General features: G+C 67.4%; 15 protein-coding genes and 1 pseudogene. 12 read left to right on the top strand and 4 right to left on the bottom strand.

Features of this window, described 5'->3' with window-relative positions; genetic code table 11:
* Nucleotides 1-86 precede the first annotated feature (86 nt).
* Entirely contained in the window at nt 87-998 is a 912-nt protein-coding gene (locus Q0L30_RS05560; protein WP_296652338.1) for an NAD kinase, read from the top strand.
* Between the two features lie 58 nt (nt 999-1,056).
* A complete protein-coding gene (recN, locus tag Q0L30_RS05555; RefSeq protein ID WP_296652335.1) occupies nt 1,057-2,751 on the top strand; it encodes a DNA repair protein RecN in 1,695 nt (564 codons plus the stop codon).
* A 100-nt stretch (nt 2,752-2,851) separates the two neighbouring features.
* On the opposite strand, the pseudogene glnE reads toward recN, so the two are convergent.
* Nucleotides 2,852-5,647, bottom strand: a pseudogene (gene glnE, locus Q0L30_RS05550) (bifunctional [glutamate--ammonia ligase]-adenylyl-L-tyrosine phosphorylase/[glutamate--ammonia-ligase] adenylyltransferase); the annotation flags it as partial.
* Between the two features lie 333 nt (nt 5,648-5,980).
* Between glnE and Q0L30_RS05545 the strand changes: the two are divergent.
* The 4 genes from Q0L30_RS05545 to aroG all read left to right on the top strand — a co-directional run bounded on the left by Q0L30_RS05545 (nt 5,981) and on the right by aroG (nt 14,811).
* Nucleotides 5,981-10,606, top strand: a complete 4,626-nt coding sequence (locus tag Q0L30_RS05545; RefSeq protein ID WP_296652332.1) for an AsmA-like C-terminal region-containing protein — start codon at nt 5,981-5,983, stop codon at nt 10,604-10,606.
* A 253-nt stretch (nt 10,607-10,859) separates the two neighbouring features.
* A complete protein-coding gene (locus tag Q0L30_RS05540) occupies nt 10,860-11,699 on the top strand; it encodes a carbon-nitrogen hydrolase family protein (RefSeq protein WP_296652329.1) in 840 nt (279 codons plus the stop codon).
* 117 nt (nt 11,700-11,816) lie between these two features.
* Nucleotides 11,817-13,310: a metalloprotease TldD gene (gene tldD / locus Q0L30_RS05535; protein WP_296652327.1), complete on the top strand. Its 1,494-nt coding sequence runs from the start codon at nt 11,817-11,819 to the stop codon at nt 13,308-13,310.
* Nucleotides 13,311-13,737: 427 nt separating this feature from the next.
* On the top strand, nt 13,738-14,811 hold the full coding sequence (aroG, locus tag Q0L30_RS05530; protein WP_296652323.1) for a 3-deoxy-7-phosphoheptulonate synthase AroG: 1,074 nt from the start codon (nt 13,738-13,740) through the stop codon (nt 14,809-14,811).
* A 105-nt stretch (nt 14,812-14,916) separates the two neighbouring features.
* Here aroG and hmpA read toward each other — a convergent pair whose 3' ends face one another.
* Both hmpA and Q0L30_RS05520 read right to left on the bottom strand, forming a co-directional pair.
* On the bottom strand, nt 14,917-16,122 hold the full coding sequence (gene hmpA / locus Q0L30_RS05525; RefSeq protein WP_296652320.1) for an NO-inducible flavohemoprotein: 1,206 nt from the start codon (nt 16,120-16,122) through the stop codon (nt 14,917-14,919).
* A gap of 181 nt (nt 16,123-16,303) precedes the next feature.
* Nucleotides 16,304-16,885, bottom strand: coding sequence for a cob(I)yrinic acid a,c-diamide adenosyltransferase (locus Q0L30_RS05520; RefSeq protein ID WP_296652316.1), 582 nt, complete (start codon nt 16,883-16,885; stop codon nt 16,304-16,306).
* A gap of 178 nt (nt 16,886-17,063) precedes the next feature.
* Between Q0L30_RS05520 and Q0L30_RS05515 the strand changes: the two genes are divergently transcribed.
* From Q0L30_RS05515 to proC, 6 genes are all read left to right on the top strand, one after another.
* Nucleotides 17,064-18,479, top strand: coding sequence for an FAD-linked oxidase C-terminal domain-containing protein (locus tag Q0L30_RS05515; RefSeq protein WP_296652315.1), 1,416 nt, complete (start codon nt 17,064-17,066; stop codon nt 18,477-18,479).
* 72 nt (nt 18,480-18,551) lie between these two features.
* A complete protein-coding gene (locus Q0L30_RS05510; RefSeq protein ID WP_296652312.1) occupies nt 18,552-20,045 on the top strand; it encodes an FAD-linked oxidase C-terminal domain-containing protein in 1,494 nt (497 codons plus the stop codon).
* A 171-nt stretch (nt 20,046-20,216) separates the two neighbouring features.
* The gene (glcE, locus tag Q0L30_RS05505) at nt 20,217-21,305 is read left to right on the top strand and encodes a glycolate oxidase subunit GlcE (protein ID WP_296652309.1); all 1,089 of its coding nucleotides are present in this window, start codon (nt 20,217-20,219) and stop codon (nt 21,303-21,305) included.
* A gap of 18 nt (nt 21,306-21,323) precedes the next feature.
* Nucleotides 21,324-22,553, top strand: a complete 1,230-nt coding sequence (gene glcF, locus Q0L30_RS05500) for a glycolate oxidase subunit GlcF (protein WP_296652306.1) — start codon at nt 21,324-21,326, stop codon at nt 22,551-22,553.
* 165 nt (nt 22,554-22,718) lie between these two features.
* Nucleotides 22,719-23,417 carry a YggS family pyridoxal phosphate-dependent enzyme gene (locus Q0L30_RS05495; RefSeq protein WP_296652303.1) on the top strand — a complete coding sequence of 233 codons (699 nt, stop codon included), beginning with the start codon at nt 22,719-22,721 and terminating at the stop codon, nt 23,415-23,417.
* 34 nt (nt 23,418-23,451) lie between these two features.
* Nucleotides 23,452-24,267: a pyrroline-5-carboxylate reductase gene (gene proC / locus Q0L30_RS05490; protein ID WP_296652301.1), complete on the top strand. Its 816-nt coding sequence runs from the start codon at nt 23,452-23,454 to the stop codon at nt 24,265-24,267.
* Nucleotides 24,268-24,481: 214 nt separating this feature from the next.
* Here the strand turns inward: proC and ubiA are convergent, their stop codons facing one another.
* Nucleotides 24,482-25,348: a 4-hydroxybenzoate octaprenyltransferase gene (gene ubiA / locus Q0L30_RS05485; RefSeq protein ID WP_296652298.1), complete on the bottom strand. Its 867-nt coding sequence runs from the start codon at nt 25,346-25,348 to the stop codon at nt 24,482-24,484.
* Nucleotides 25,349-25,455: the final 107 nt, after the last annotated feature.

Below are 25,455 nucleotides of genomic sequence, written 5' to 3'. Positions count from 1 at the left end.
CTGGCGCGTCAGCCCCGGGGCTGACACGGGTCTGACACCCGCGCCGCCATGTTCTTTTCGTGACCTGACTATGGTGTAATGCCGCCATGCAGACCCAGAAGATTCACAGCCAGTTCAAGACCGTTGCGCTTGTCGGCCGCAGCAACACGCAGGGCATCGGCGGGCCGCTGATCGCGCTCGCACAGACCATCGCGAAGCTTGGATCCGAGGTGGTATTCGAAGCCCAGACAGCCGCCGAGATCGGCGCAACCGGTTACCCGGCGCTCCAGCCCGCCGAGATCGGCGCGCGCGCGGACGTCGCCGTCGTGCTGGGCGGCGACGGCACGATGCTCGGCATCGGCCGCCAGCTCGCGCCGTTTCACACGCCGCTCATCGGCATCAACCACGGGCGGCTCGGCTTCATCACCGACATTCCGTTCTCGGACATGCAGGAGATCGTGCCGCAGCTGCTCGCCGGCCACTACGAACGCGAGGAGCGCGCGCTGCTGGAGTCGCGCATCACGCGCGACGGCGAACCGATCTACCACGCGCTCGCGTTCAACGACGTTGTCGTGAACCGCAGCGGCTTCTCGGGCATGGCGGAACTGCGCGTGAACGTCGACGGCCGCTTCATGTACAACCAGCGCTCGGACGGCCTGATCGTCGCCACGCCCACGGGCTCGACCGCCTACGCGCTCTCGTCGCAAGGGCCGATCCTGCATCCGACGCTGCGCGGCATCGTGCTCGTGCCGATCGCGCCGCACGCGCTCTCGAACCGCCCGATCGTGCTGCCCGACGACTGCAAGGTCAGCATCCAGATCGTCGCGGGCCGCGACGTCAACGTGAATTTCGACATGCAATCGTTCACGGCGCTCGAACTCGGCGACGTGATCGAGGTGCGCCGCTCGCGCCACATCGTGCCGTTCCTGCATCCGGTCGGCTACAGCTATTACGCGACGCTGCGCAAGAAGCTCCACTGGAACGAACATCCGTCACTGCAGGACGACGCCGAAGACTGAGCGCGCGACAAGCCGCCCAACCCACTCAAACCGCCAGCAGCCGGAATCCAGCGCACCCATGCTCCGCCATCTCTCGATTCGCGACTTCGTGATCGTCGCGGCGCTCGACCTCGAATTCGACAACGGCTTTTCCGTCTTTTCCGGCGAGACCGGCGCGGGCAAATCCATCCTGATCGATGCGCTCGCGCTCACGCTCGGCGAGCGCGCCGACGCGGGTGTCGTGCGCACGGGCGAGACGCGCGCCGACATCACCGCCGAATTCGACGCGCCGCCGCAGGTCGCCGCCTGGCTCGACGAGCACGCGCTCGCGAGTCCCGACGGCGACGACATCGTGATGCTGCGGCGCGTGGTGGACAGCGGCGGACGCTCGCGGGCGTTCATCAACGGCACGCCGGCCACGCTCACGCAGTTGCGTGAAGTGGGCGAGATGCTCGTGGACATTCACGGCCAGCACGCGCACCAGTTGCTGATGCGCCCCGACGCGCAACGCGAACTCTTCGATACGCACGCGGGCCTCACCGACCTCGCCGCCGCCGTCATGCGCGCGTGGCGCACCGCGCGCGACGCGCGCCAGGCCGTCGAAAGCGCGCAGTCGCGCGACCGCGAACTGCAGCTCGAACGCGAACGGCTCGCCTGGCAGCTCGCGGAACTCGACAAGCTCGCGCCCCAGCCGGGCGAGTGGGAGGAAGTCAACGCCGAGCATCGGCGGCTCTCGCATTCGGCCAATCTGATCGATGGCGTCCAGGGCGCGCTCGCCGCGCTCTCCGAGTCGGACGAGGCGATGATCTCGCACCTGAACTCGGTCGTCTCGAAGCTGCGCGATCTCGCGGAGATCGACCCGGCGCTCGGCGACGCGCTCGCCGCGCTCGAACCGGCGGCGATCCAGTTGCAGGAAGCCGCCTACTCGCTCTCGCACTACGCGCAGCGGCTCGAACTCGATCCGGACCGGCTCGCGCAGGTGGAAAAGCGTCTTGAAGCGCTCCACTCGGCGGCGCGCAAGTTCCGTCTCAAGGCCGAGACGCTGCCCGAGGAACACGCCGCGCGGCGCGCGCAACTCGCGACGCTCGACGCCGCCGCCGACCTCGACGGCCTGCGCGCGGCAGCGGAGCGCGCCCACGAGGCGTATCTCATCGAAGCGAAGCAGCTATCGAAGGCGCGCGCGCACGCTGCGCACGCGCTCGGCGCAGCGGTCACGCAAGGCATGCAGGAACTCTCGATGGCGGGCGGCAGTTTCGAAGTCGCGCTCGTGCCAATCACCAATGCGACGAATGCCGCCGACGGCACGCGCAGCGCGGGCGGCGGCGCACACGGTCTGGAGCAGATCGAATTTCGCGTCGCGGGCCACGCGGGTGTGCCGCTGCGGCCGCTCGCGAAGATCGCCTCGGGCGGCGAACTCGCGCGGATCAGTCTCGCGCTCGCCGTGATCGCGAGCGCCGCGAGCCTCACGCCGACGCTGATCTTCGACGAAGTCGACACCGGCATCGGCGGCGGCGTCGCGGAAGTGGTCGGACGGCTCCTTCATCAGCTCGGGCGCGAGCGCCAGGTGCTGTGCGTCACGCACCTGCCGCAAGTCGCCGCGCGCGGCGATCACCACTTCCAGGTTTCGAAGTCCGGCGACGGCAACGGCGGCACGCTCTCGCTCGTCACGCCGCTCGACAAGCCCGGGCGCGTCGAGGAAGTTGCGCGCATGCTCGGCGGACTCGAAATCACCGCCACGACACGGCGTCACGCCAAGGAGATGCTCGCGGCGTAAGCGCGCGCGAGCCGTGTGCTCCTTTGCGACTCCAACGCGTGCGGAGTCAGCCGTGGCTGGCCGGAGTTGAGTTGAGTTCAGTCGACGGTCGTCGGCTGTATCAGCCAAACACCCGCTTCCACAACGCGAGCACCGCATGGCGCTCGGCCTCCACACGCTCCGGCTCGACGCGCGCCACCTCCATGCCGTCGAGCCGCAACTGGTGCTGCAGCTTGCGATAGAGCCGGTACGCCGAGCCGATCGTATCGGCCTCTTCCTCACTCATCAACCCGAAGCGCGACACCTCGCGCAACAGCGCGATATTGCCCGTATTGCGGATCAGTTCGGCGTCCTGCGCAGCGTGCAGCAGCACCCAGTACTGCACGAGAAACTCGATGTCGACCATGCCGCCGCGGTCGTGCTTCAGGTCGAAGAGTTCGGTGCGGTTCGGATGACCGTCCTCCACGCGCTGACGCATCTCGACGATCTCTTTCGCGAGCGGCGCCGCATCGCGCGGCGTGGTGAGCACCTGCACGCGAATCGCCTCGAACGTTTGGCCGATTGCCGCATCGCCCGCCGAAAAGCGCGCCCGCGTGAGCGCCTGGTGTTCCCACACCCACGCCGTGTTTGCCGCGTCGCCCTCGCGCAACTGGTAGCGGCGGAACGCGTCGAGATCGGTGACGAGCAGCCCCGATTCGCCGTTCGGGCGCAGGCGCAGATCGACGTCGAACAGCGTGCCCGCGCCCGTCGCCGTGGTCAGCCACGAAATCAGGCGGCGCGCGAACATGGCGTAGATTTCCGAAGCGCGCTCATCCGCGTCGTCGTAGAGGAAGATCAGGTCGAGGTCCGACGCATAGCCGAGCTCCTTGCCGCCCAGCTTCCCATACGCGATCGCCGCGAAACGCGGCACGTCGCGGTGACGCTTCGAGAACTGCTGCCACACCGTTTCGATGGTCACGTCGAGCACGGCATCGGCGAGTTCGGAGAGCCGGTCGCTCACGTGCTCCACCGAAAGCCGGCCCGCCAGATCGTTCAACAGGATGCGGAACACTTCGGCCTGGTGCGCGTGGCGCAAGAGGTCCATCTGCTGCTCGACGTCGGCAGCCGCGGCGAGCCGCGCGCGCAACTGGCGCGAGAACTCGGGCCAGTCGAACGGCGTCGCGATCGCTTCGTCGTCGAGCAGTTCGTCGAGCAGTTGCGGATGGCGGATCAGATAACCCGCCGCCCAGCGCGATGCGCCGAGCACCTTGAGCACGCGGCTCAGCGCATCCGGGTATTCGGTGAGGAGCGCCAGATAAGCGCCGCGCCGGCCCACCGAATCGAGCAGGTCGAACATGCGCGCGAGCGTGTCGGCGCGCCGCGCGCGCGGCTCCAGCGTGCGCGCGGCTTCGAGCGTGCGCTGCGCCACGGTGTCGAAGCGCTCGCGGCTCTTCTCCGGCAGCCCGGCATAGCGCGACGACCGCCACAGCCCGCGCAGCCGCACCAGCAGCAGCGCGGCGTCGTCGATGCCAAGCTCGTTCAGGCGTTCGAGCAGTTCGTCGTCGGCGCCGTCCTCGGCAAGCACACTGCTCCACACCCAGGCGGCCGCGCCGTCTTCGGCCGCGGCACACCCGTTCTCGCCGTTGAGCTTGTCGGCAAAGATCTGGTCGAACTGGCGCTCCACCGTGTCGCGATACGCGTTGAGCGTCTCCATCAGCGCCGCGTAGTCGCTCGAGCCCGTCGCGCCCGCGAGTGCCGCGCGCTCGGCCGGGTCGACCGGCATGGCGTGAGTCTGCGCGTCGTCGCGGTATTGGAGCCGGTGCTCCAGTTCGCGCAGGAAGTTGTACGCACGCGTGAGGTCCGTGCAGACTTCCGGGGCGATCAGCCCGCGCGCCGCCGCGTAGCCGAGCACGGCCAGCGTCGGCCGCACGCGAAAGCCCGCGTCCTGGCCGCCGCGAATCAACTGGAACACCTGGGCGCTGAACTCGATCTCGCGGATGCCGCCGCGCCCGAGCTTGATGTCGTCCGCCTTGTCGGGACGCATACGCGCGCGTCGCTGCGCTTCATGGCGAATCTGCGCATGCAGCGAGCGGATCGCGCCGATCACGCCGAAGTCGAGATAGCGCCGGTAGACGAACGGCTTCACGAGCGCTTCGAGTTGCGAGACGAGGCGCAGCGCGCTCTCGCTCTCTTCCTCCGAGACGATTCGCCCCTTGATCCACGCGTAGCGCTCCCACTCGCGGCCCTGCACGTAGAAATACTCTTCAAGCATGCCGAGGCTGCACACGAGCGGCCCCGAATCGCCGTTCGGCCGCAGCCGCATGTCGACGCGAAAGACGAAGCCGTCAGCCGTCACGTCGCTGAGCGCGCCGATCAGGCGCTTGCCCACGCGCGTGAAGAAGTCCTGGGTCGCGATCGGCGAGCGCTGGCCGCCCGTGGTCTCGCCGTCGTCCTCGTAGACGAAGATGAGATCGATGTCCGACGAAACGTTCAGCTCGCGCCCGCCGAGCTTGCCCATGCCGACCACGCCGAGCGTGAGACGCTCGCCGTTCGGCCCGCGCGGCTCGCCGAAGAGCGTTTCGAGATCGGCGCTGACGACCGCGAGCGCACACTGGATCGCGACTTCGGCCAGATCGGTCATCGTGCCGGTGACTTCGCCGACGTCGGCCACGCGCCCGAGGTCGCGCTCCATCACCGCGCAGATCACCTCGACGCGCAACTGGCGCAGCGCTTTCTTCAATTGCTCGTCGGTGAGCGGCATGCCGGACCCGCCGCCCGCCTGCGCACAAAGCGCGTCGAGCCGCGCGACGATGCGTTCGCGCGCAAGCGGTTCGGCGGCGAGCGACGCGACCTGCTCCGCGAGTCCGGGACGGGCCGCGTACGCGCGCGCCGCGTAACGGGAATAGCTGGCACTGAGAAGGGTCGTGTCGGTCATGGATGCGTGGCTTTGTGGGGACTCGCTCGGGGCTCGCTCGGGGCTCGGTCAGGTCTCGCCGGGGCGCGCTGACGCTCGATATCGCAAACGCTCGATAAGCGCGCGGCAGCGGCGCGCGCGTGATGCAGGCGCACGGCCCGATGGCGCGGCTCATCGACGCGAGCCGCAAAACCTGGCGCAAGTGCGCGCCCGCAAGCGTGCTGGAAAGACCGACTGCAAGACTGCAAACAAGTCGCGATACCGGTATCCAGGCATCTCCGGATGGTCGGCGCGACTGCCCCTTGTGATACATTTCGTCGTTAGAACGCAACGCTACCATACCGCACCCGCAGCAGCATGTCCGAGCGAAACGATCCCGCCGGTCCGCGTCAAACCGGACATGCCAGCCGGACACCCCCGGATGCGCCCGCGCACCATCACCCGGTGCTTCGCCACACGCTGCGCGTGCTCGCGGCGGTTGCGCTCGTCCTCTATTTCATCGTCGCCGCGCTGCTGCTCGGGCTGCGCTACATCGTGCTGCCGCAGGTCGACAATTTCCGGCCGCGCATCGAAGCCCTCGTCTCCGAGAAGATCCACGCCGATTTCCGCATCGGCAAGCTCGGGCCGCACTGGCTCGGCTTCCAGCCCGGCATCGACATCACCGGCCTCACGATCCGGGACCGCCACGGCGCCATCGCACTCAACGTCCCCCACGCCACCGCGACGGTCTCGTGGCGCTCGCTCGTGAGCTTCGAGCCGCTGCTGTCGAGCATCATCGTCGAGCGTCCCGACGTGCTGCTCGCCCGCGAGGACGACGGCGCGTTCACGGTGGCGGGCGTGCCCGTGCCGACCGCGCACACGGGCAACGCCACCTTCACGACCTGGCTCATGCGCCAGCAGGCGATCGTGCTGCGCGGCGGCACGCTGCGCTGGCACGACGCGACGCGCGACGTGCCCGAACTCGCACTGCACGACATCCGCCTCGCGATTCTCAACGACGGCTACGACCACCGCATCGCGCTCCAGGCGCCGAGCGAGGGCACGGTGTTCCACGGTCCGCTCGACTTCCGCGCGCACTTCACCCATGCGCGCTACTCGCAGGCCGGCAAGCCCGCCGACTGGAGCGGCAACGCGTACTTCTCGACCGGGCCCGTCGATCTGCCGACGCTCGCCCGCTACGTCCACCTGCCGATCGCCACCTTCGCGGGCCGCATCGACAACGCGATCTGGGCGCACTTCAGCTCGGGGCGGCTGCTCTTCGCGGACGGCGTGCTCGACGGCACCGACGTCGCGCTGCAGGTGCGCCCGACCCAGCCGCGCCTCGATTTGCCCATCGCGCACTTCCAGTGGCGCGTGGGCGTGGAGCCCGGCGACTACACGCTGCAACTGCGCGATTTTCACGCGGAACTCGGCCAGCCGCCGCTCGACGACGGCACGCCGCTCGTGCGCACGCTCGCGCTCACGACCCTCGACGGACGCTTTCGCCAGCAATCGCTCCAGCACGGCCAGTTGCTGAGCGTGTCGGGCGACCGCATCGACCTCGGCATCCTCGCCGAATTCATGCGCGCGCTGCCGCTGCCGGGCCGCGTGCTCGATGCGCTGCTGCGCTTCAATCCGCAGGGGCTCGTCGCCGACTACGACCTGGCGCTCGAGCGCGCCGCGCCGGAATCGGGCGAAGCCGCCGCCGAGCAGCGCGCAAAGGGCGTCGAGCCGGTGATCCGTTACCGCTTCAAGGGCGACCTGCAGGGCATCAGCGTGGCGGCCCAGGAGCCGGGGCCGGGCCTCACGCCGCGCGGCCACCCGCGCGCGGGCCTGCCCGGTTTCGAGAATCTCTGGGGCCATATCGACGCCGACGAAAAGCACGGCACGATCCGGCTCGACGCGGCCAGCGCCGCCGTGACGCTGCCGGGCGTGTTCGACAATCCGCGCCTCACCTTCGACCGGCTCTACGGCGCGGCGAACTGGACGGTCGCGGACCAGCGCAAGGCGGGCGACACGCACAAGGCGTTCGAAGTCGATGTCTCGAAGCTCGGCGTCGAGAACGAAGACGCGAGCGCGACGATGACGGCGCGCTACGCGAATCCCGGCCACGGACGCGGCGCGCTCGACCTGAAGGCCGATTTCGCACGGGCGCAGGTCAAGGCGATTCCGCGCTACTTGCCGACGAGCATGAGCGAGCACACGCGCAACTATCTCGGCCATGGCCTGCAGGCGGGCATCTCGCGCGGCGCCACGATCGAGGTCCACGGCGACCTGACCCAGTTCCCCTATTCGCGCGTACCGGACGCGGGCCAGTTCCGCATCGTCGCGCCGTTTACCGGCGGCAGCTTCGACCCGTCGCCATTCCCGCCGCGCAGGCTGCGCAACGGCATGCCGAACGTGTGGCCCACCTTCACCGACATCGACGGCCTGTTCCAGCTGCACGAAAACAAGCTGCGCTTCGACGTCGCGCGCGGCCGCTATCGCAACTTCGTGTTGCGCGACGTGAACGGCCGCATCGACGACCTCGGCACGAAAGGCTCCGATCTCGTCATCGCGGGCAATGGCCGCGGGCCGCTCGCGGACCTGCTCGACTACGCGAACAAGAGCTCGCTGGGCTACATGTCGAAACACATGGGCGAGAAGGTGCGCGCGCAAGGACCGGCGACGCTCGCGCTCACGCTGACCATCCCGCGCATACCGAAGCCGCAGGTGCGCGCGCAGGGCGCCATCGGTTTCGAGGGCAACCAGCTTGCGTTCGAGAACATCCCGCCGGTTTCGAACCTCGCCGGGCGTCTGCGTTTCACCAACCGCAGCGCGCAGTCCGACCGGCTGACAGCACGTTTTCTCGGCGGCACGCTGAGCGCGAATGGCGGGCTGCGCGAAAACGGCCGCTACGCGCTCAATGTGGCGGGCAACGTCGCCGTCGATGCCGCGCGCAGGCTGGATCTGCACGGCACGGCGGCCGCCGTGCTCGGCCGCATGAGCGGACAGGCGCCGTATACGCTCGCCGTGCGCGGCGCGCGGGGCCATCTGCCGGACGTGAAGGCGAGTTCGGATCTGACCGACCTCGCGCTCGACCTGCCCGCGCCGTTCGGCAAGACCGCCGGAACGCCGATGCCGCTGCGCGCCGAACTGCAGCCCGGCGCGGGCGACGGCAGCGACGCGGGGAATCCTGCGCCGTTCGAGCACGCGGACGTGACGCTCGGTCCGCTCGTCGCGCGCTACGTGCTGCGGCGCGTCCCGGGGCATGTGCCGGACGTGGTGCGCGGGGCGATCGCGATGAACCGGCCGCTGGAGTTGCCTCAGGAAGGCGTGATCGCCGCCGTCGACATGCCCGCCTTCGATGCCGATGCCTGGCGGCGCGTCGTGCTGGAGATTCGCGGGGCGTCGGGTGCGGGTGCGGGTGCGGGTGCGGGTGCGGGTGCGGGTGCGGGTGCGGGTGCGGGTGCGGGTGCGGGTGCTGCAACTGGTGCTGGGCCTGATGCTGCTGGTAATGCTGGTAATGCTGGTAATGCTGGTACTGCTGCTGGTACTGCTGCTGGTACTGCTGGTGTCGCGACTGGTGCTTCGGGCGTAAGCGCCGCCACGTCCAGCGCGCCGGGCACCTACGGGCTCCCCGCGGCAAGCGCCACGGCTGCGCGCCAGTCGGCGAGCGGCGCAGCGCCTGAGCGCCGCGCTTCCTCAAGCGCCGCCGCAGTGCAGGCAAACCCACAGACAAACCCGGCCGCGTCCCGCCGCCCGTCAGCACCAGAACGAAGCACGACGTCTCCGGCCACCGCCGCTGCCGCCGCACCGGCAGACGCCGCTTCGTCAGCCGTCGCCCAGCTCATGCCGGGCGGCGCGTTCGCGCAATACGTGCCGTCGCGCTTCGCGGTCCACGTCGGCACGCTCACGCTGCTCAAGCGCCACTGGGAAAACGTCGTCGTCGGCGCCACGCGCAGCGGCCGGGACTGGCAGGCGAACCTCGCGTCGAACCAGGTCTCCGGCCACCTCTCGTGGAAACCCGGCGCCGTCCCCGGGTCGCCCGGGACGCTCGAAGCGCGCCTCGCGCGCCTTGTCGTGCCCGCCGCCACCGAAAACGACCTGCTCGGCCAGGCGATCTCGGCGCCGGTGCAGAACATGCCGGCAGTCGACCTCATCGTGAACCAGCTGATCGTGCGCGGCCACGACTTCGGCCGCCTGCAGGTCAACGCGCACAATTTCGACGAAAACGGCGTGCCGGTCTGGCAGCTCGACGCACTCGACATCACCAACCCGGCCGCGCACCTGAGCGCCACGGGGAACTGGCGCACGGTCGGCGACATCGGCCCGGACATGGAGATGCCGACGCCGCGCCGCACCGCGCTCGACTTCCGCCTCGACGTGACCGACGCGGGCGCGCTGCTCGAACGCGCGGGCATGCCGGGCACGCTCAAGGGCGGCGAAGGCACGCTCTCGGGCAAGGTGGCCTGGCACGGCGGGCCGACGAAGATCGATTACCCGTCACTCAACGGCAGCCTCGCGGTCGATCTGCGCCACGGCCAGATCCTGCGCGTCGATCCGGGCCTGGCAAAACTCCTCGGTGTGCTGAGCCTGCAAAGTGTCGCGCGCTTCGCAACCATGGATTTCCGCGACGTGATCGGCGAAGGCCTGCCCTTCACGAGCGTCACGGGAACGAGCCGGATCGGGGACGGCATCGGCCGCACCGACGATTTCAAGCTCGTCGCCGCGCCGGCCCGCGCCCAGATGACCGGCACCGTGGACCTCGTGCACCAGACCCAGGATCTGCATGTGCATGTCGTGCCGACGCTCAGCGCGGGCGCGGGGGTCATCGCGGCGGCGGTGGTCAATCCGCTGATCGGCCTCGGCGCCCTGGTTGCCGATTTCGCGCTGTCCCGGACGATCGAAACGGCGTTCACGCTCGACTACACGATTACGGGGCCGTGGTCCAAACCGCACGTCGAGCGGCTGCGCGGCGATCAGGGTAAGATGAACCCGCTGACGCCCGCCACCGCGAAGTGATCCGCGCAATAATCCACGCAATGAGCCACGCGAAAAGCGGCACCATGCGCGGCGCACTGGTCGCAGGCGGCTTCGGGTCAGGGCGCTCGCGGGCGCGGAGTTTGCGCGTGTTGCTCACAAGCGGGCGCGAGTCAGTGACCGAAGCCGTGCGGCCGCCTCGCCTGCCGTGCCGGCCGACGTGGCGCCCGGCAGCGCCGCCAGCCATCCAGCCGCCTTGCGCGGCCTCGTTTCAGAGCCAGTTCAAGATCCGTCGATGAGTCTTTCCCGCATTTCGCCGTTTCGCGTCGCCGCGCTGCAGATGGTCAGCACGCCCGAGCCCGAGCGCAATCTCGCCGAAGCCGGGCGCCTGATCGCCGAGGCGGCCGCAAACGGCGCGCAGCTCGTGTTGCTGCCCGAATATTTCTGCTTCATGGGCTACAAGGACAGCGACAAGCTGAAGGTCCGCGAGCCCTGGCGCGACGGCCCGATCCAGCGTTTTCTCGCCGATATGGCGGCGCAACATCAGGTCTGGGTGATCGGCGGCACATTGCCGCTCCGCGTGGCCGACCCGGCCCAGGACGAAAACCGCGTGCTCAACACGACGCTCGTTTTCGACCCGCGCGGCGAGGAAGTCGCGCGCTACGACAAGATCCACCTGTTCAGCTTCGAAAGAGGCGCGGAATCGTTCGACGAAGCGCGCACGATCCGCCCAGGCAACGAGGTGCGCACATTCGATGCGCCATTTGGCCGTGTCGGCCTGTCCGTCTGCTACGATCTGCGCTTTCCCGAGCTGTACCGCCGCATGGGCGATTGCGCGCTGATGGTGGTGCCGTCGGCGTTCACGTACACGACGGGCCGCGCCCACTGGCAGACGCTGTTGCGCGCCCGCGCCATCGAAAACCAGTGCTACGTGCTGGCCGCCGCGCAAGGCGGGCAGCACGAGAACGGTCGCCGCACCTGGGGTCACAGCATGCTGATCGACCCGTGGGGCGAAGTGATGGACGTGCTCGACGAGGGCTGCGGCGTCGTGGCGGGCGACATCGACCTCGAGCGCATCGCCGCCGTGCGCGCCAGCCTGCCCGCGTGGCGGCATCGCGTGCTCGACTGCAACTGAGCGCACTGAAACGACAAAAACGACCGGACCAACGGCGCACCGGCAGCCCGGCTTGATAAAGCGGCGCCCCGCCCGAATCTACCTTATCGGACTTTCCATACCGCACGCATCGCACGCATGAACATCATCGAACCCGGCCTCCCCCGAGGGGATTTCCTCCAGGGCGCTCGCAATCTGGCGACCGCGAAGGACCTGCTCCTCGCGCCTTACGGCCTCGACGAGGCGGTGCTCACGCGCACGCTCGGCGAGATCTTCACGCATCGCGTCGACTACGCCGACCTCTACTTCCAGACCACGCGCAGCGAAGCGTGGAGCCTCGAAGAAGGCATCGTCAAATCGGGCAGCTTCAGCATCGACCAGGGCGTCGGCGTGCGCGCCGTGTCCGGCGAGCGCACCGCATTCGCGTATTCGGACGACCTCACGCCCGAAGCGATCCGCCAGGCCGCCATCGCCACACGCTCGATCGCGAAGGCGGGTGGCGGCAAGCAGAAGATCAAGGTCGCGACGTCGCTCAAGGGCATCGCTGGCCGCGATCTGTATCTGCCGGCCGATCCGCTCAGCTCGCTCGAAGCCACCGAAAAGGTCAAGCTGCTCGAACGCGTCGAGCAGATGGCTCGCAGCCGCGATCCGCGCATCACGCAGGTGATGGCGGCGCTCGCGGGCGAATACGACGTGGTGCTCGTCGCGCGCAGCGACGGTGTGCTCGCAGCGGACATCCGCCCGCTCGTGCGCGTGTCGGTGACCGTGATCGCCGAGCAGAACGGCCGGCGCGAAATCGGCAACGGCGGCGGCGGCGGACGCTTCGACTACGGCTACTTCTCCGACGACGTGCTCTCGAAGTACGTGGACGACGCCGTTCACGCGGCGCTCGTCAATCTTGAGGCGCGCCCGGCGCCCGCGGGCGCGATGACCGTCGTGCTCGGGCCGGGCTGGCCCGGCGTGCTGCTGCACGAGGCGATCGGCCACGGGCTCGAGGGCGATTTCAATCGCAAGGGCTCGTCGGCGTTCGCGGGACGCATCGGCGAACGGGTCGCCGCGAAGGGCGTGACAGTCGTGGACGACGGCACGCTGCCGAACCGCCGCGGCTCGCTCAACATCGACGACGAGGGCAACCCGACGCAGTGCACGACGCTCATCGAAGACGGCATCCTGAAGGGCTATATCCAGGATTCGCTCAATGCGCGCCTGATGAAGATGCCGGTGACCGGCAACGCGCGCCGCGAGTCGTACGCCGCGCTGCCGATGCCGCGCATGACCAACACCTACATGCTCAACGGCGACAAGGACCCGCAGGAGATCATCGCTTCGGTGAAGAACGGCCTCTATGCGGTGAACTTCGGCGGCGGTCAGGTCGACATCACGAACGGCAAGTTCGTGTTTTCGGCCTCCGAGGCGTACATGATCGAGAACGGCAAGATCACGTATCCGGTGAAGGGCGCGACGCTGATCGGCAGCGGCCCCGAGTCGCTCAAGTACGTGAGCATGATCGGCAACGACATGAAACTCGACTCGGGTGTGGGCGTGTGCGGCAAGGAAGGCCAGAGCGTGCCGGTGGGCGTCGGCCAGCCGACGCTGCGCATCGATCGCATGACTGTCGGCGGCACCGTTTGACCGTTTGATCCCATGCGCGGTAACGCGGAAATTGTGCATCCGGATGCGAGAATTCCGCATCTGGTTCACAATTGCCGCACGAATACCGCGTTTTTGCGCCGCAGCACTTGTCAGTGCCAACTCGATCGGGTTATAAAGTCGATTAACCTTTTCGACGAACCTTACGTTCCGGAACGCAGTCCGCCATGTTCGCCAACCAGTTTTACTTTAGCTTTTACTGGCATCTCAGACCGCTGGCGGATCGAGAGGGTTGATTGCACGTGCAAGACCCGAATACACGAAAAACCGCCAGCGAACCTGGCGGTTTTTTTTTAGCCCGCATTTTTAGCTATCACGCAACCGAGCAGCAATTTTCATCTAAACCGATTTCGCCGCAGGCCAAAGCTCGACCGCCGGCACGCTACGCACAGGATCAGGAGAAACCGCCATGCCCCCGCACAATACCGATGACGTCCGCATTCGGGAACTCAAAGAACTCACGCCGCCCGCGCACCTGATCCGCGAGTTCCCATGCTCCGAGGCCGCATCGAACCTGATTCACGACACGCGCGAGGCGCTGCACCGCATCCTGCACGGCATGGACGACCGCCTGATCGTCGTAATCGGCCCGTGCTCGATCCACGACACGAAGGCCGCGGTCGAATACGCCGAAAAGCTGCTGCCGATGCGCTCGCGCTTCGCGGGCGAGCTGGAAATCGTGATGCGCGTGTACTTCGAAAAGCCGCGCACGACGGTGGGCTGGAAGGGCCTCATCAACGATCCGTACCTCGACAACAGCTTCAAGATCAACGACGGCCTGCGCACCGCGCGCGAACTGCTCGTGCGTCTGAACGACCTGGGCCTGCCCGCCGCCACCGAATATCTCGACATGATCAGCCCGCAGTACCTCGCCGATCTGGTTTCGTGGGGCGCCATCGGCGCGCGCACGACCGAGTCGCAGGTGCACCGCGAACTGGCTTCGGGCCTGTCGTGCCCGGTCGGCTTCAAGAACGGCACGGACGGCAACGTGAAGATCGCCGTCGATGCCATCAAGGCCGCTTCGCAGCCGCACCATTTCCTCTCGGTCACGAAGGGCGGCCATTCGGCCATCGTCTCGACGGCCGGTAATGAGGATTGCCATGTGATTCTGCGCGGCGGCAAGATCCCGAACTACGATGCCGACAGCGTGAACGCCGCCTGCGCCGACATCGGCAAGTCCGGACTCGCCGCGCGCCTGATGATCGACGCGAGCCACGCGAACAGCTCGAAGAAGCACGAGAACCAGATTCCCGTGTGCGCCGAGATCGGCCGCCAGGTCGCGGAAGGCGACGAGCGCATCATCGGCGTGATGGTCGAGTCGCATCTCGTGGCGGGCCGCCAGGACCTGAAAGAAGGTTGCGCGCTCACCTATGGCCAGAGCATCACCGATGCGTGCATCGCCTGGGACGAAAGCGTGACGCTGCTCGAAGGGCTCGCGCAAAGCGTCAGGCTGCGCCGCGTCGCGCGCGGCAGCGGCAACTGAGCCGCGGATCCTTTTCACCCGTGCCTCGCCCGGCACGGCAATGAGATGTGCAAAAGCCCCGGCTCGCGCCGGGGCTTTCGCTTTTTGTGCTGCTACGAACGGCGTTTAATCGAGCATGCCCGAGCCGAAGATCTCCGTATGGATGCGCTGCTCGTCGACGCCGCGCGCGACGAGCGCTTCACGCTGCTCGCGCATGAACGCAACCGGGCCGCACAGATAGTAGTCGGCGTTGGGCACGAGCACGGCCTCTTCGATGCGGCCGATATCGAGCCGGCCCTCGAAGTCGTAATCGACGCCCGCACGATCCTGCGCGCTCGCGTTCTCGTAGAACACCGCGCGACGGAAGTTCGGATGGCCATCGGCGACTTCGTGCAGCCAGTCGCGAAACGCGTGAACGCTCGCATTGCGGCAGGCGTGCACGAACGTGACGGGGCGCGTGTCGCTTTCGATCATGAGCGTGGCGAGCATCGACGCCATCGGCGTGATGCCGACGCCGCCGCTCATCAGCACGACCGGCGTGTCGTTCGAGCGGTCGAGCGTGAATTCGCCCATCGGCGCGCTGACGTGAACGACGGTACCGGCCTCGACACCGTCATGCATGAGGTTCGAAACGTGGCCCGGCTGCGTGTCGGCGCGGCCCGCTTCGCGCTTGACCGAGATGCGCAGCCAGCGGCCGTGCGGCGCATCCGAGAGGCTGTACTGACGCGGCTGGTCGACGCCGAGCTGGTCGACGAAGCGCTTCACGCTCACGTACTGGCCGGGCTGGAAGCCGCCTGCGGACGAACCGTCGGCGGGGGCGAGATAGAACGACGTGATCTCGCTGCTTTCCACGTGCTTGCGGATCACCTTGAACGGACGGAAGCCGCTCCACGACGCGCCGTCGTACAGCTTCGCCTCGGTGCCGATCATGATCTGCGCGAGTTGTTCGTAAGCGAGCGTCCAGGCGTCGAGCGTCGGTTGATCGACGGCGTCGCCCAGCACGTCGGCGACGGCGCCCAGCAGATGGCGCCCGACGATCGGATAGTGCTCGGGACGGATATTCAGGCTCGCGTGCTTGTGAGCGATATGCGTGACCGCGCCGCCGAGCGCGCCCAGATTGTCGATGTTCGCCGCGTACGCGTAGACGGCGCGCGCAAGCGTCTCGGGCTGAGTGCCGCTTTGCTGGTGCGTCTGGTTAAAGAGGTTCTTCAGCTCGGGATGCGCATTGAACATCCGCTTGTAGAAATGCTTCGTGATCGTGGCGCCGTGCTCGGCAAATACAGGTGCCGTGGCCTTGACGAGGGCCATCTGGTCGGCGGTAAGCGCAGTCATTCAGTTTCTCCGCGTGAAAGATGCGAATAGGATACTTCTTTGACATGGCTCAATATCAGGGCATTTTGCCGCACATGCCCGTATCCACTCCGACCCCGACTATGCTAAGAGATTCACCCCTTTTTATCGGGGTGCCTGAGCTGGCCTTCGGCGCCGCGTTTCAACTGCGCATTTCAACTCATCAGCCCGCCGATGCGCCACGGTCGTGGTGCCAGTACACGTCGTCTCCACCGTTCACGCGATTGAGCACACGCGCGAGCACGAACAACAGATCCGAAAGCCGGTTCACGTAGCGGCGCGGCGTATCGGCAAGGGGCGCACTCTGTCCCGCCGATGCACCCTGCGCCCCGAGCGCGACCACGGCGCGTTCGGCGCGCCGGCACACGCTTCGGCACACATGCGCGAGCGCCGCTGCGCGCGAGCCGCCCGGCAAGATGAATTCCTTGAGCGGCGGCAGCGCCGCGTTGTAGTCGGCCAGCCAGCCATCGAGCCGCGCCAGATGCGCATCGGTCACGAGCGTATGACCGGGAATACAAAGTTCGCCGCCAAGGTCGAAGAGATCGTGCTGGATCGCCGTGAGTGCCGCGCGCACGTCGTCGGGCAGCGACTCGCAGAGCAGCACGCCGATCTGCGAATTGAGTTCGTCGATGTCGCCGATCGCAGCGATGCGCAAGTCGTCCTTGCGCACGCGACTGCCGTCGCCAAGCCCGGTTGTGCCGTCGTCGCCGGTTCGCGTCGCGATCTTGCTCAGCCGATTGCCCATGATGGGTCCTCCTGAAACGTGTTTTAGCGCGCCGCTGCGCGTGGCCGACATTATAGGTTTCGCCGCGTTTCGCCGCGTTTCGCCGCGTTTCGCACACGGCGGCGACGGTCGGGCGCGATCGTTCAGCGTAGAATGGCCCGGGCAGAGAACGACGTCTACACACGAAGGAGACCTCCGCGTGAATCACCCTGCGCCGCCGGTAGCCGCACGCCGGCCGTTCGCCGCCGAACTCGTCGACAAGCTGCGTGAAGCGTTCGGCAACCGCTTCTCCACTTCCGAAGCCGTGCGCGCCCACCATGGCCGCGACGAGTCGCGCTATGACCCGCAACTGCCCGATGCCGTCGTGTTCGCGAGCAGCACCGAAGACGTCCAGGCCGCAGTCAAGCTGTGCGCGCAGTATGGCGCGCCGATCATCCCCTACGGCAGCGGATCGTCGCTCGAAGGCCACCTGCTGGCCGTTGAGGGCGGCGTGTCGATCGACCTCTCGGAAATGAACCGCGTACTGTCGATCAACGCGGAAGACCTCACGGCGACCGTCGAACCCGGCATCTCGCGCAAGCAGCTCAACGAAGCGCTGCGCGACACCGGCCTCTTCTTCCCGATCGATCCCGGCGCGGATGCGAGCATCGGCGGCATGTCCGCGACGCGCGCCTCCGGCACCAACGCCGTGCGCTACGGCACGATGCGCGAGAACGTGCTCGGCCTCACTGCCGTGCTCGCCGATGGCCGCGTCATCAAGACCGGCACGCGCGCACGCAAGTCGTCGGCGGGATACGACCTCACGCGCCTTTTCGTCGGCTCCGAAGGCACGCTCGGCGTCATCACCGAAATCACCTTGCGGCTCTACCCGCAACCGGACGCGGTATCGGCTGCCGTCTGCACGTTTCATTCGATGGCCGATGCCGTGCGCGCGGTGATCGAGACGATCCAGACAGGCGTGCCGATTGCGCGCGTGGAGTTCATCGATTCGCTCGCCGTGCGCTCGATCAATCGCTATTCGAATCTGACGCTGCGTGAAGCGCCTACGCTTTTCTTCGAGTTTCATGGCACGGCCGCGAGCGTCGACGAACAGGCGCAACAGGTGCAGGAGATCGCCGCGCACAACGGCGGCGAGGGCTTCGAATGGGCAACCCGCCCCGAAGAGCGCAGCCGCCTGTGGAACGCCCGCCACAATGCTTACTTCGCGATGCTGCAATTGCGGCCCGGCTGCCGCGCCGTGACGACCGACGTGTGTGTGCCGATCTCGCGCCTCGCCGAATGCGTGATCGAAACGGAAGCCGACCTGAAGACGTCGCCGCTGCTCTGCCCGATCGTAGGCCATGTGGGCGACGGCAACTTCCACGTGGCCATGCTGCTCGACCCGGGCAAGCCCGAGGAGATCGAGGAAGCCGAGCGGCTGAACCGCCGCATCGTGGAGCGCGCGCTCGCCATGGACGGCACCTGCACGGGCGAGCACGGCGTTGGGCTGCACAAGATGGACTTCCTCGTGGAAGAACACGGCGCCGATGCCGTCGACACGATGCGCGCGATCAAGCACGCACTCGATCCGCATAATTTGATGAACCCGGGCAAAATATTTGCGTGGACGGCCTGACAGGCCCGACCGTCCGAATAGCGAAAGCCACGGCCCGCCGCCCAGCGGCACGACAGACCAGTGGGAGGAGACATGGACGAACCGGCAGAAATGTCGCCGGAATTGCTCGCGCAGCGCCAGCGTGAAGTGGTACAGGCCTTGATGGCGGTACTGCCCGCGCACTGCCTGTTGTACCGGCAGGAGGACACGGTCGCGTACGAGTGCGACGGCCTCGCCGCCTACCGGCGCCTGCCGCTCGCGGTCGTCTTGCCGGAAACGGAATCGCAGGTGCAGCGCATCGTGCAGATCTGCCGCCGTCTCGACGTGCCGGTTGTGCCGCGCGGCGCGGGCACGGGTCTTTCGGGCGGCGCAATGCCGATCCGCCATGGCATCGTCCTCTCGCTCGCGCGCTTTCGGCGCATTCTCGAAGTCGATCCTTACGCGCGGACCGCGACGGTTCAGCCCGGCGTGCGCAACCTTGCGGTGTCGGAAGCGGCCGCTCCTTACGGGCTCTACTACGCACCCGATCCGTCGTCGCAGATCGCCTGCACGATCGGCGGCAACGTCGCCGAGAATTCGGGCGGCGTCCATTGCCTGAAGTACGGCCTCACCGTGCATAACGTGATGCGCGTGCGCGCCGTGACGATGGAAGGCGAAATCATCGAGTTCGGCTCGCTCGCGCCCGATGCGCCAGGGCTCGACCTGCTTGCGGTGATGATCGGCAGCGAAGGCATGTTCGCGATCGTCACCGAAGTGACTGTCAAGCTGATCCCTCGCGCGCAGACCGCACAGGTCGTCATGGCGAGCTTCGACGATGTGGTGACGGGCGGCGAGGCCGTCGCGGCCATCATTGCGGCGGGCATCATTCCGGCCGGTCTTGAGATGATGGACAAACCGGCCACGCGCGCCGTGGAAGAATTCGTGAACGCGGGGTACGACCTCGACGCGGCGGCGATCCTGTTGTGCGAGTCGGACGGCACGCCCGAGGAGGTCGCCGACGAAGTGTCGCGCACGACAGCCGTGCTGCGCCAGCACGGCGCGACGCGCATCCAGATCTCGCGCACCGAGGAGGAGCGGCTGCGCTTCTGGTCGGGCCGCAAGAACGCGTTCCCGGCGGCAGGCCGCATCTCGCCGGATTACTACTGCATGGACGGCACCGTGCCACGCCGCAGCATCGGGCCGCTGCTCGCGCGCATCCACGAGATGGAGGCGCAATACGGATTGCGTTGCATCAACGTATTCCATGCGGGCGACGGCAACATGCACCCGCTGATTCTCTTCAACGGTAACGACCTCGACGAATGGCACCGCGCCGAAGCGTTCGGCGCGGACATCCTCGAAACCTGCGTCGAGCTGGGCGGTACGGTGACGGGCGAGCATGGCGTAGGCATCGAAAAAATCAATTCGATGTGCGTGCAATTCTCGCCGCAGGAGCGCGAGGCATTCCACGCCGTGAAACACGCATTCGATCCCGCCGGGCTGCTCAATCCCGACAAGGGCATTCCGACGCGCGCACGCTGCGCCGAGTACGGCAAGCTGCGCGTACGCGGCAACCTGCTGCCGCATCCCGAGCTGCCCCGTTTCTGACGATCTGGCGCCCCGTTGCGCACGGCCACCGCTGCGCGACGGGGCATCCGGCTCACCCGGCTCAACAGGTACAACCGGAGCTACGGGTCCGCTCCGGGTTGCCAGCACGGGTCCGGTCAGTACAATCGAACGAACCACAACGAAAACGTCAGCGAGAACGACACTCAGGTCATGAAAGAGGACGATATCGTCGCCGTCTGGTCGGAGCGCGTGCGCGCGGCGACCGCCGATGGCCGCCCGCTGCGCATACGCGGCGGCGGCACGAAGGACTGGTATGGCCAGGCGCTCGAGGGCGACGTGCTCGACACGCGCGCGCATCGCGGCGTCATTTCCTACGATCCGGCCGAACTCGTCATCACCGCACGCGCGGGCACACCGCTGTCCGAAATCGAATCGGCGCTCGCCGCACACGATCAAATGCTCGCGTTCGAGCCGCCGCACTTCGGCGCGCAGGCCACTTTCGGCGGCTGCATCGCGGCGGGCATCGCGGGACCGCGCCGCGTAGCCGCAGGCGCCGTGCGCGACTTCGTGCTCGGCGCCGTAATCATGAACGGCCACGGCGACGTGCTGCACTTCGGCGGCCAGGTCGTGAAGAACGTGGCGGGCTACGACGTGTCGCGCCTGCTCGCGGGTTCGCTCGGCACGCTCGGGCTGATACTCGAACTCTCGGTGAAAGTGCTGCCCGCGCCGCAAGCCGAAACGACGCTCAAGTTCGAAATGAGCGGCAGCGACGCCGTTCGCAAGCTCAACGAATGGGGCGGCCGCCCACTGCCCATGACGGCGAGTGCCTGGCGCAACCGCACACTCGCGGTGAGGCTCGCGGGCGCGGAAGCCGCGGTGAAGGCCGCGCGCACGACACTCGGCGGCGAGGTCGTGGACGCGGTGGAAGCCGAGCGCTTCTGGGCAGGCCTGCGCGAGCAGACCGATCCGTTCTTCTCGGCCATCGCGCCGAATGCGGCGCTCTGGCGCGTTGCGCTGCCCTCGATCGCCGAACCGCTGCAGTTGCCCGGCACCCAGTTGATGGAATGGGGCGGCGCGCAACGCTGGTGGATCACGGAAACCGACGCGCAAACCGTGCGCATCACGGCCAAGCAGGCAGGCGGCCACGCGACGATGTTCCGCACCGGCCGCGACTACGACCGCAGCGCGGGCGTATTCACCCCGCTGCCCGCGCCGGTCATGAAGATCCATCGCGGCCTGAAGGCCGCATTCGATCCAGCCCGCATCTTCAATCGCGGCCGCCTGTATTCCGATTTCTGAACCCATCGACACGCCGCAATGCAGACGAACCTCGCGGACTTCATCCGGAACACGGCCGACGGCGACGAAGCCGACGCCATCCTGCGCAAGTGCGTGCATTGCGGCTTCTGCACGGCGACCTGCCCGACCTATCATCTGCTCGGCGACGAACTCGACGGCCCGCGCGGGCGCATCTATCTGATCAAGCAGATGGTGGAAGGCGCGCCCGTGACGAGGAGCACGCTGACACACCTCGACCGCTGCCTGACCTGCCGCAGTTGCGAGACCACCTGCCCGTCCGGCGTGCAGTACGGCCGGCTCGTCGAGATCGGTCGCAAGCACGCCGAAGAGAAGGTCGCGCGGCCGCTGCGCCAGCGCATGCTGCGCCGGGTGCTCGCCACCGTCCTGCCGCGCCGCGCGCTGTTTTCGCCCGTAATGCGGCTCGGCCAGCAGGTCCGCCCGCTTCTGCCTCGGCGCCTGCGCGACAAGGTGCCCGTGCGCCAGCGCCCGCTCGCCTGGCCGACCGCTAAGCACGCACGCAAGATGCTGATGCTCTCGGGCTGCGTGCAGCCTTCGATGATGCCGAACATCAACATCGCCACGGCGCGTGTGCTGGATGCGCTCGGCATCGAAACGATCGTGGCGCCCGACGCCGGGTGTTGCGGCGCCTTCCGCCTGCACCTGGGCTACGTCGACGACGCGCTCGACGACGCGCGCGCCAATATCGACGCCTGGTGGCCGTATGTGGAGCAAGGCGTGGAGGCGATCGTGATGAACGCCTCGGGCTGCGGCGCGACGGTGAAGGAATACGCACACCTGTTGCGCAACGATCCGGCCTATGCCGGGCGCGCGCGCCGCATCGTCGAGCTCACGCGCGATCTTTCGGAAATCCTGCCTGCGTTCGAAGAACAGCTCGTCGCGGCGACGCGCCGGCGCGGCATCCAGACCGTCGCATGGCACCCGCCCTGTACGCTCCAGCATGGACAGCAATTGCGCGGCGGCGTGGAAAAGGTGCTGGGCGCACTCGGCCTCGACGTGCGTCTGCCCGTCGACAGCCACCTGTGCTGCGGCTCGGCCGGCACGTATTCGATCACGCAGCCGCGCCTGTCCTATACGCTGCGCAACCAGAAAATCGAGCGCCTCAAGGCGCTTGAGCCGCAACTGATCGTTTCGGCGAATATCGGCTGCATCGCGCACCTGCAAAGCGGCACGACGATTCCGGTGACACACTGGATCGAGCTGATCGAACATATGCTGGCGGCGAACTGAGCGCGAAAGATTGAACGTCGAGCCAGCGTAACGAAACGCCGGGCGCAAGAATAGCTGGCCGTTCGGCCTATGTTTCGGGTCCGGCGCAGTCCGTATAATTGCCCTCGTTCATTCCGGTTCGATTCAACAGCCGCCTGCAATGCAGTGCGGCTCGCTCCAAGTCCCATGACCGATCTCGCCCACAACCTCGAAGCCGTCCAGCAACGCATTGCCGCGGCCGCCCGCAACGCCGGCCGCGATCCGCAATCGGTCGCGCTGCTCGCGGTCTCCAAAACCTTCCCCGCGCAGGACGTGCGCGCGGCACACGCTGCCGGGCAGCGTGCGTTCGGCGAGAACTACGTGCAGGAGTCCGTCGAGAAAATCGAGGCGCTGGCCGATCTGCGGGCGAGCCTCGAGTGGCATTTCATCGGGCCGCTGCAGTCGAACAAGACGCGGCCCGTTGCGGAACGCTTCGACTGGGTGCATTCGGTCGATCGCCTGAAGATCGCCCAGCGTCTCTCGGAACAGCGCCCCGCGAGCATGGCGCCGCTCAACGTGTGCCTGCAGATCAACGTGAGCGGCGAAGCCAGCAAGAGCGGCGTCGCGCCACAGGAAGCGGCGCAGATCGCGCATGAAATCGCGGCGCTGCCCAATCTGCGGCTGCGCGGGCTGATGTCGATTCCCGAACCCGAAACCACCCTCGAGGCGCAGCGCGCGCCGCACCGCGTGCTGCGCGAGTTGTTCGACGCGCTGCGCGCGAGCGGTCTTGCGCTCGATACGCTGTCGATGGGCATGTCCGCCGACCTCGAAGCAGCCGTGCTGGAAGGCGCGACCATCGTGCGAATCGGTACGGCGGTCTTCGGCGCGCGCGATTATTCCCACTGATATTCCCGCTGATCCACTCACGCTCTCCCCCACCATGAAAATCGCATTCATCGGCGGCGGCAACATGGCCGCCGCACTCATCGGCGGACTGATCCGCAAAGGCGTGCCCGCCGCCAATCTGTACGCTGTCGATCCGAACGAGGACGCCCGCAAGCGCACCACCGAGAAATTCGGCGTGCGCACCGGCGCGAGCGCGGACGCGGCACTCGCGCAGTACGACGCCGTGCTGCTCGCGGTCAAACCGCAGGTTGCCAAGGCCGTCGCCGAAGGGCTCGCGCCGCATCTCGCGCCGCATCAGATCGTCATCAGCATCATGGCCGGCATCCGGATCGCGGATCTGTCGCGCTGGCTCAACGGCCACGCGCGCGTCGTCCGCACGATGCCCAACACGCCCGCGCTGATCGGCATGGGCGCAACGGGGCTCGTCGCGAGCGCCGGTGTCGATGCGGCGGGCCGGCAGCTCGCCTCCGACGCGCTCGGCGCAGTCGGCCAGACAGTCTGGTTCGACGACGAAGCGAAGATCGACGCCGTCACCGCGATTTCGGGCAGCGGCCCGGCCTACGTGTTCTATTTCATCGAAGCGCTGGAAGAGGCGGCACGCCAGCTCGGCATGGACGAGCAGCAAAGCCGCGCGCTCGCTGTCGCTACCTTCACGGGTGCGGCGCAACTCGCGCTGCAATCGAACGACTCGCCCGCGGTGCTGCGCGAGCGCGTGACGTCGAAGGGCGGAACAACGGCGGCGGCACTTACATCGTTTGCAGGTTCGGGCGTGAAGGATGCGATCGTGCGCGGCGCCCTGGCCGCCGATGCGCGTGCGAAGGAAATGGGCGAAGAGTTCGGCAAGCAGTAGTGAGCCGGAAGGCGCGCGCCGGTTTTGCGCCGGTTTTGCACCGGCTGCGTGGCCGATGTCGTGCGACGTGTTACCGCCGACACAGCGTGAAGCGCCGCGCGTTCCCGCGTGCGCACCACGTCACGCGGGTCACGCACATTTCGCGACCGCGTCCGCTTTCACCGAGGGAATCGCACGGGCGTAGCGGGCCGCGCTCCGGCGCCCGCCAGCACCGTTACATTGCCGCCGCGAACGCGTAATGCGCGGCGATGCCCGCGAACAGCACTCCGCCCAGCCAGTTGTTATGGCGAAAGGCGGCGAAGCACGGCATCCGCTCGCGGTCTTTGATGAGTGTGTAGTGATAGACCGCGCAGCCTGCCGCAGCCGCCCAGCCGATCCAGTAAAGCAGCCCGAGGCCGAGCGCGATGCCCACCCAGACGTAAATTCCGAGCGTCGCCGCATAGCACAGCATGATGGCGAGCACGTCGAAGCGGCCGAACGTCAACGCGGAGGTACGGATGCCGATCTTGATGTCGTCGTCGCGATCGACCATGGCGTATTCGGTGTCGTAGGCGACGGACCAGCATACGTTCGCGGCCAGCATGATCCAGCCAAGCAGCGGCACATGATCCTGCACGGCGGCGAAAGCCATCGGAACGCCGAACCCGAACGCGATGCCCAGATACGCCTGCGGAATCGCGAAGAATCGCTTCGTGAACGGATACGAGCCCGCAACGAAAAGTGCGACCACCGAAAGCTGCTTCGTGAGCGTGTTGAGCGGCAGGATCAGGAGAAACGAGACGAGCGCGAGCCCTGCCGCAATCGCCACCGCCTCCCATGCGCGGATACGGCCCGACGTGATGGGCCGCTCGGCGGTGCGCTTCACGTAACGGTCGAAGTCGCGGTCCGCGTAGTCGTTGATCGCGCAGCCCGCCGAGCGCATGAGCACGGTGCCAACCGTGAAAATCACGAGCAGCGACAGCGACGGACGGCCATTCGAGGCAATCCACAGCGCGTTGAGCGTCGGCCAGAGCAGCAGCAGGCTGCCGATCGGCTTGTCCATGCGGACGAGCCGCAGATACAGCGGGAGTCGGGCGAACATGATCGGTGTGGGAAAAACAATGCCGCTATTGTAGGCCAGCGCGCACGCCGCCCACCGCCCGGCCTTCATGCCGCCGCGACGTGAACAAGGGCGCGCTGGGCAGAACA

Origin of the sequence: Paraburkholderia sp. (genome assembly GCF_024281035.1) — a bacterium.
GTDB lineage: Bacteria > Pseudomonadota > Gammaproteobacteria > Burkholderiales > Burkholderiaceae > Paraburkholderia.
The sequence above is the reverse complement of the archived record's forward strand: the minus strand, read 5'-3'. Positions and strand labels throughout refer to the sequence as shown.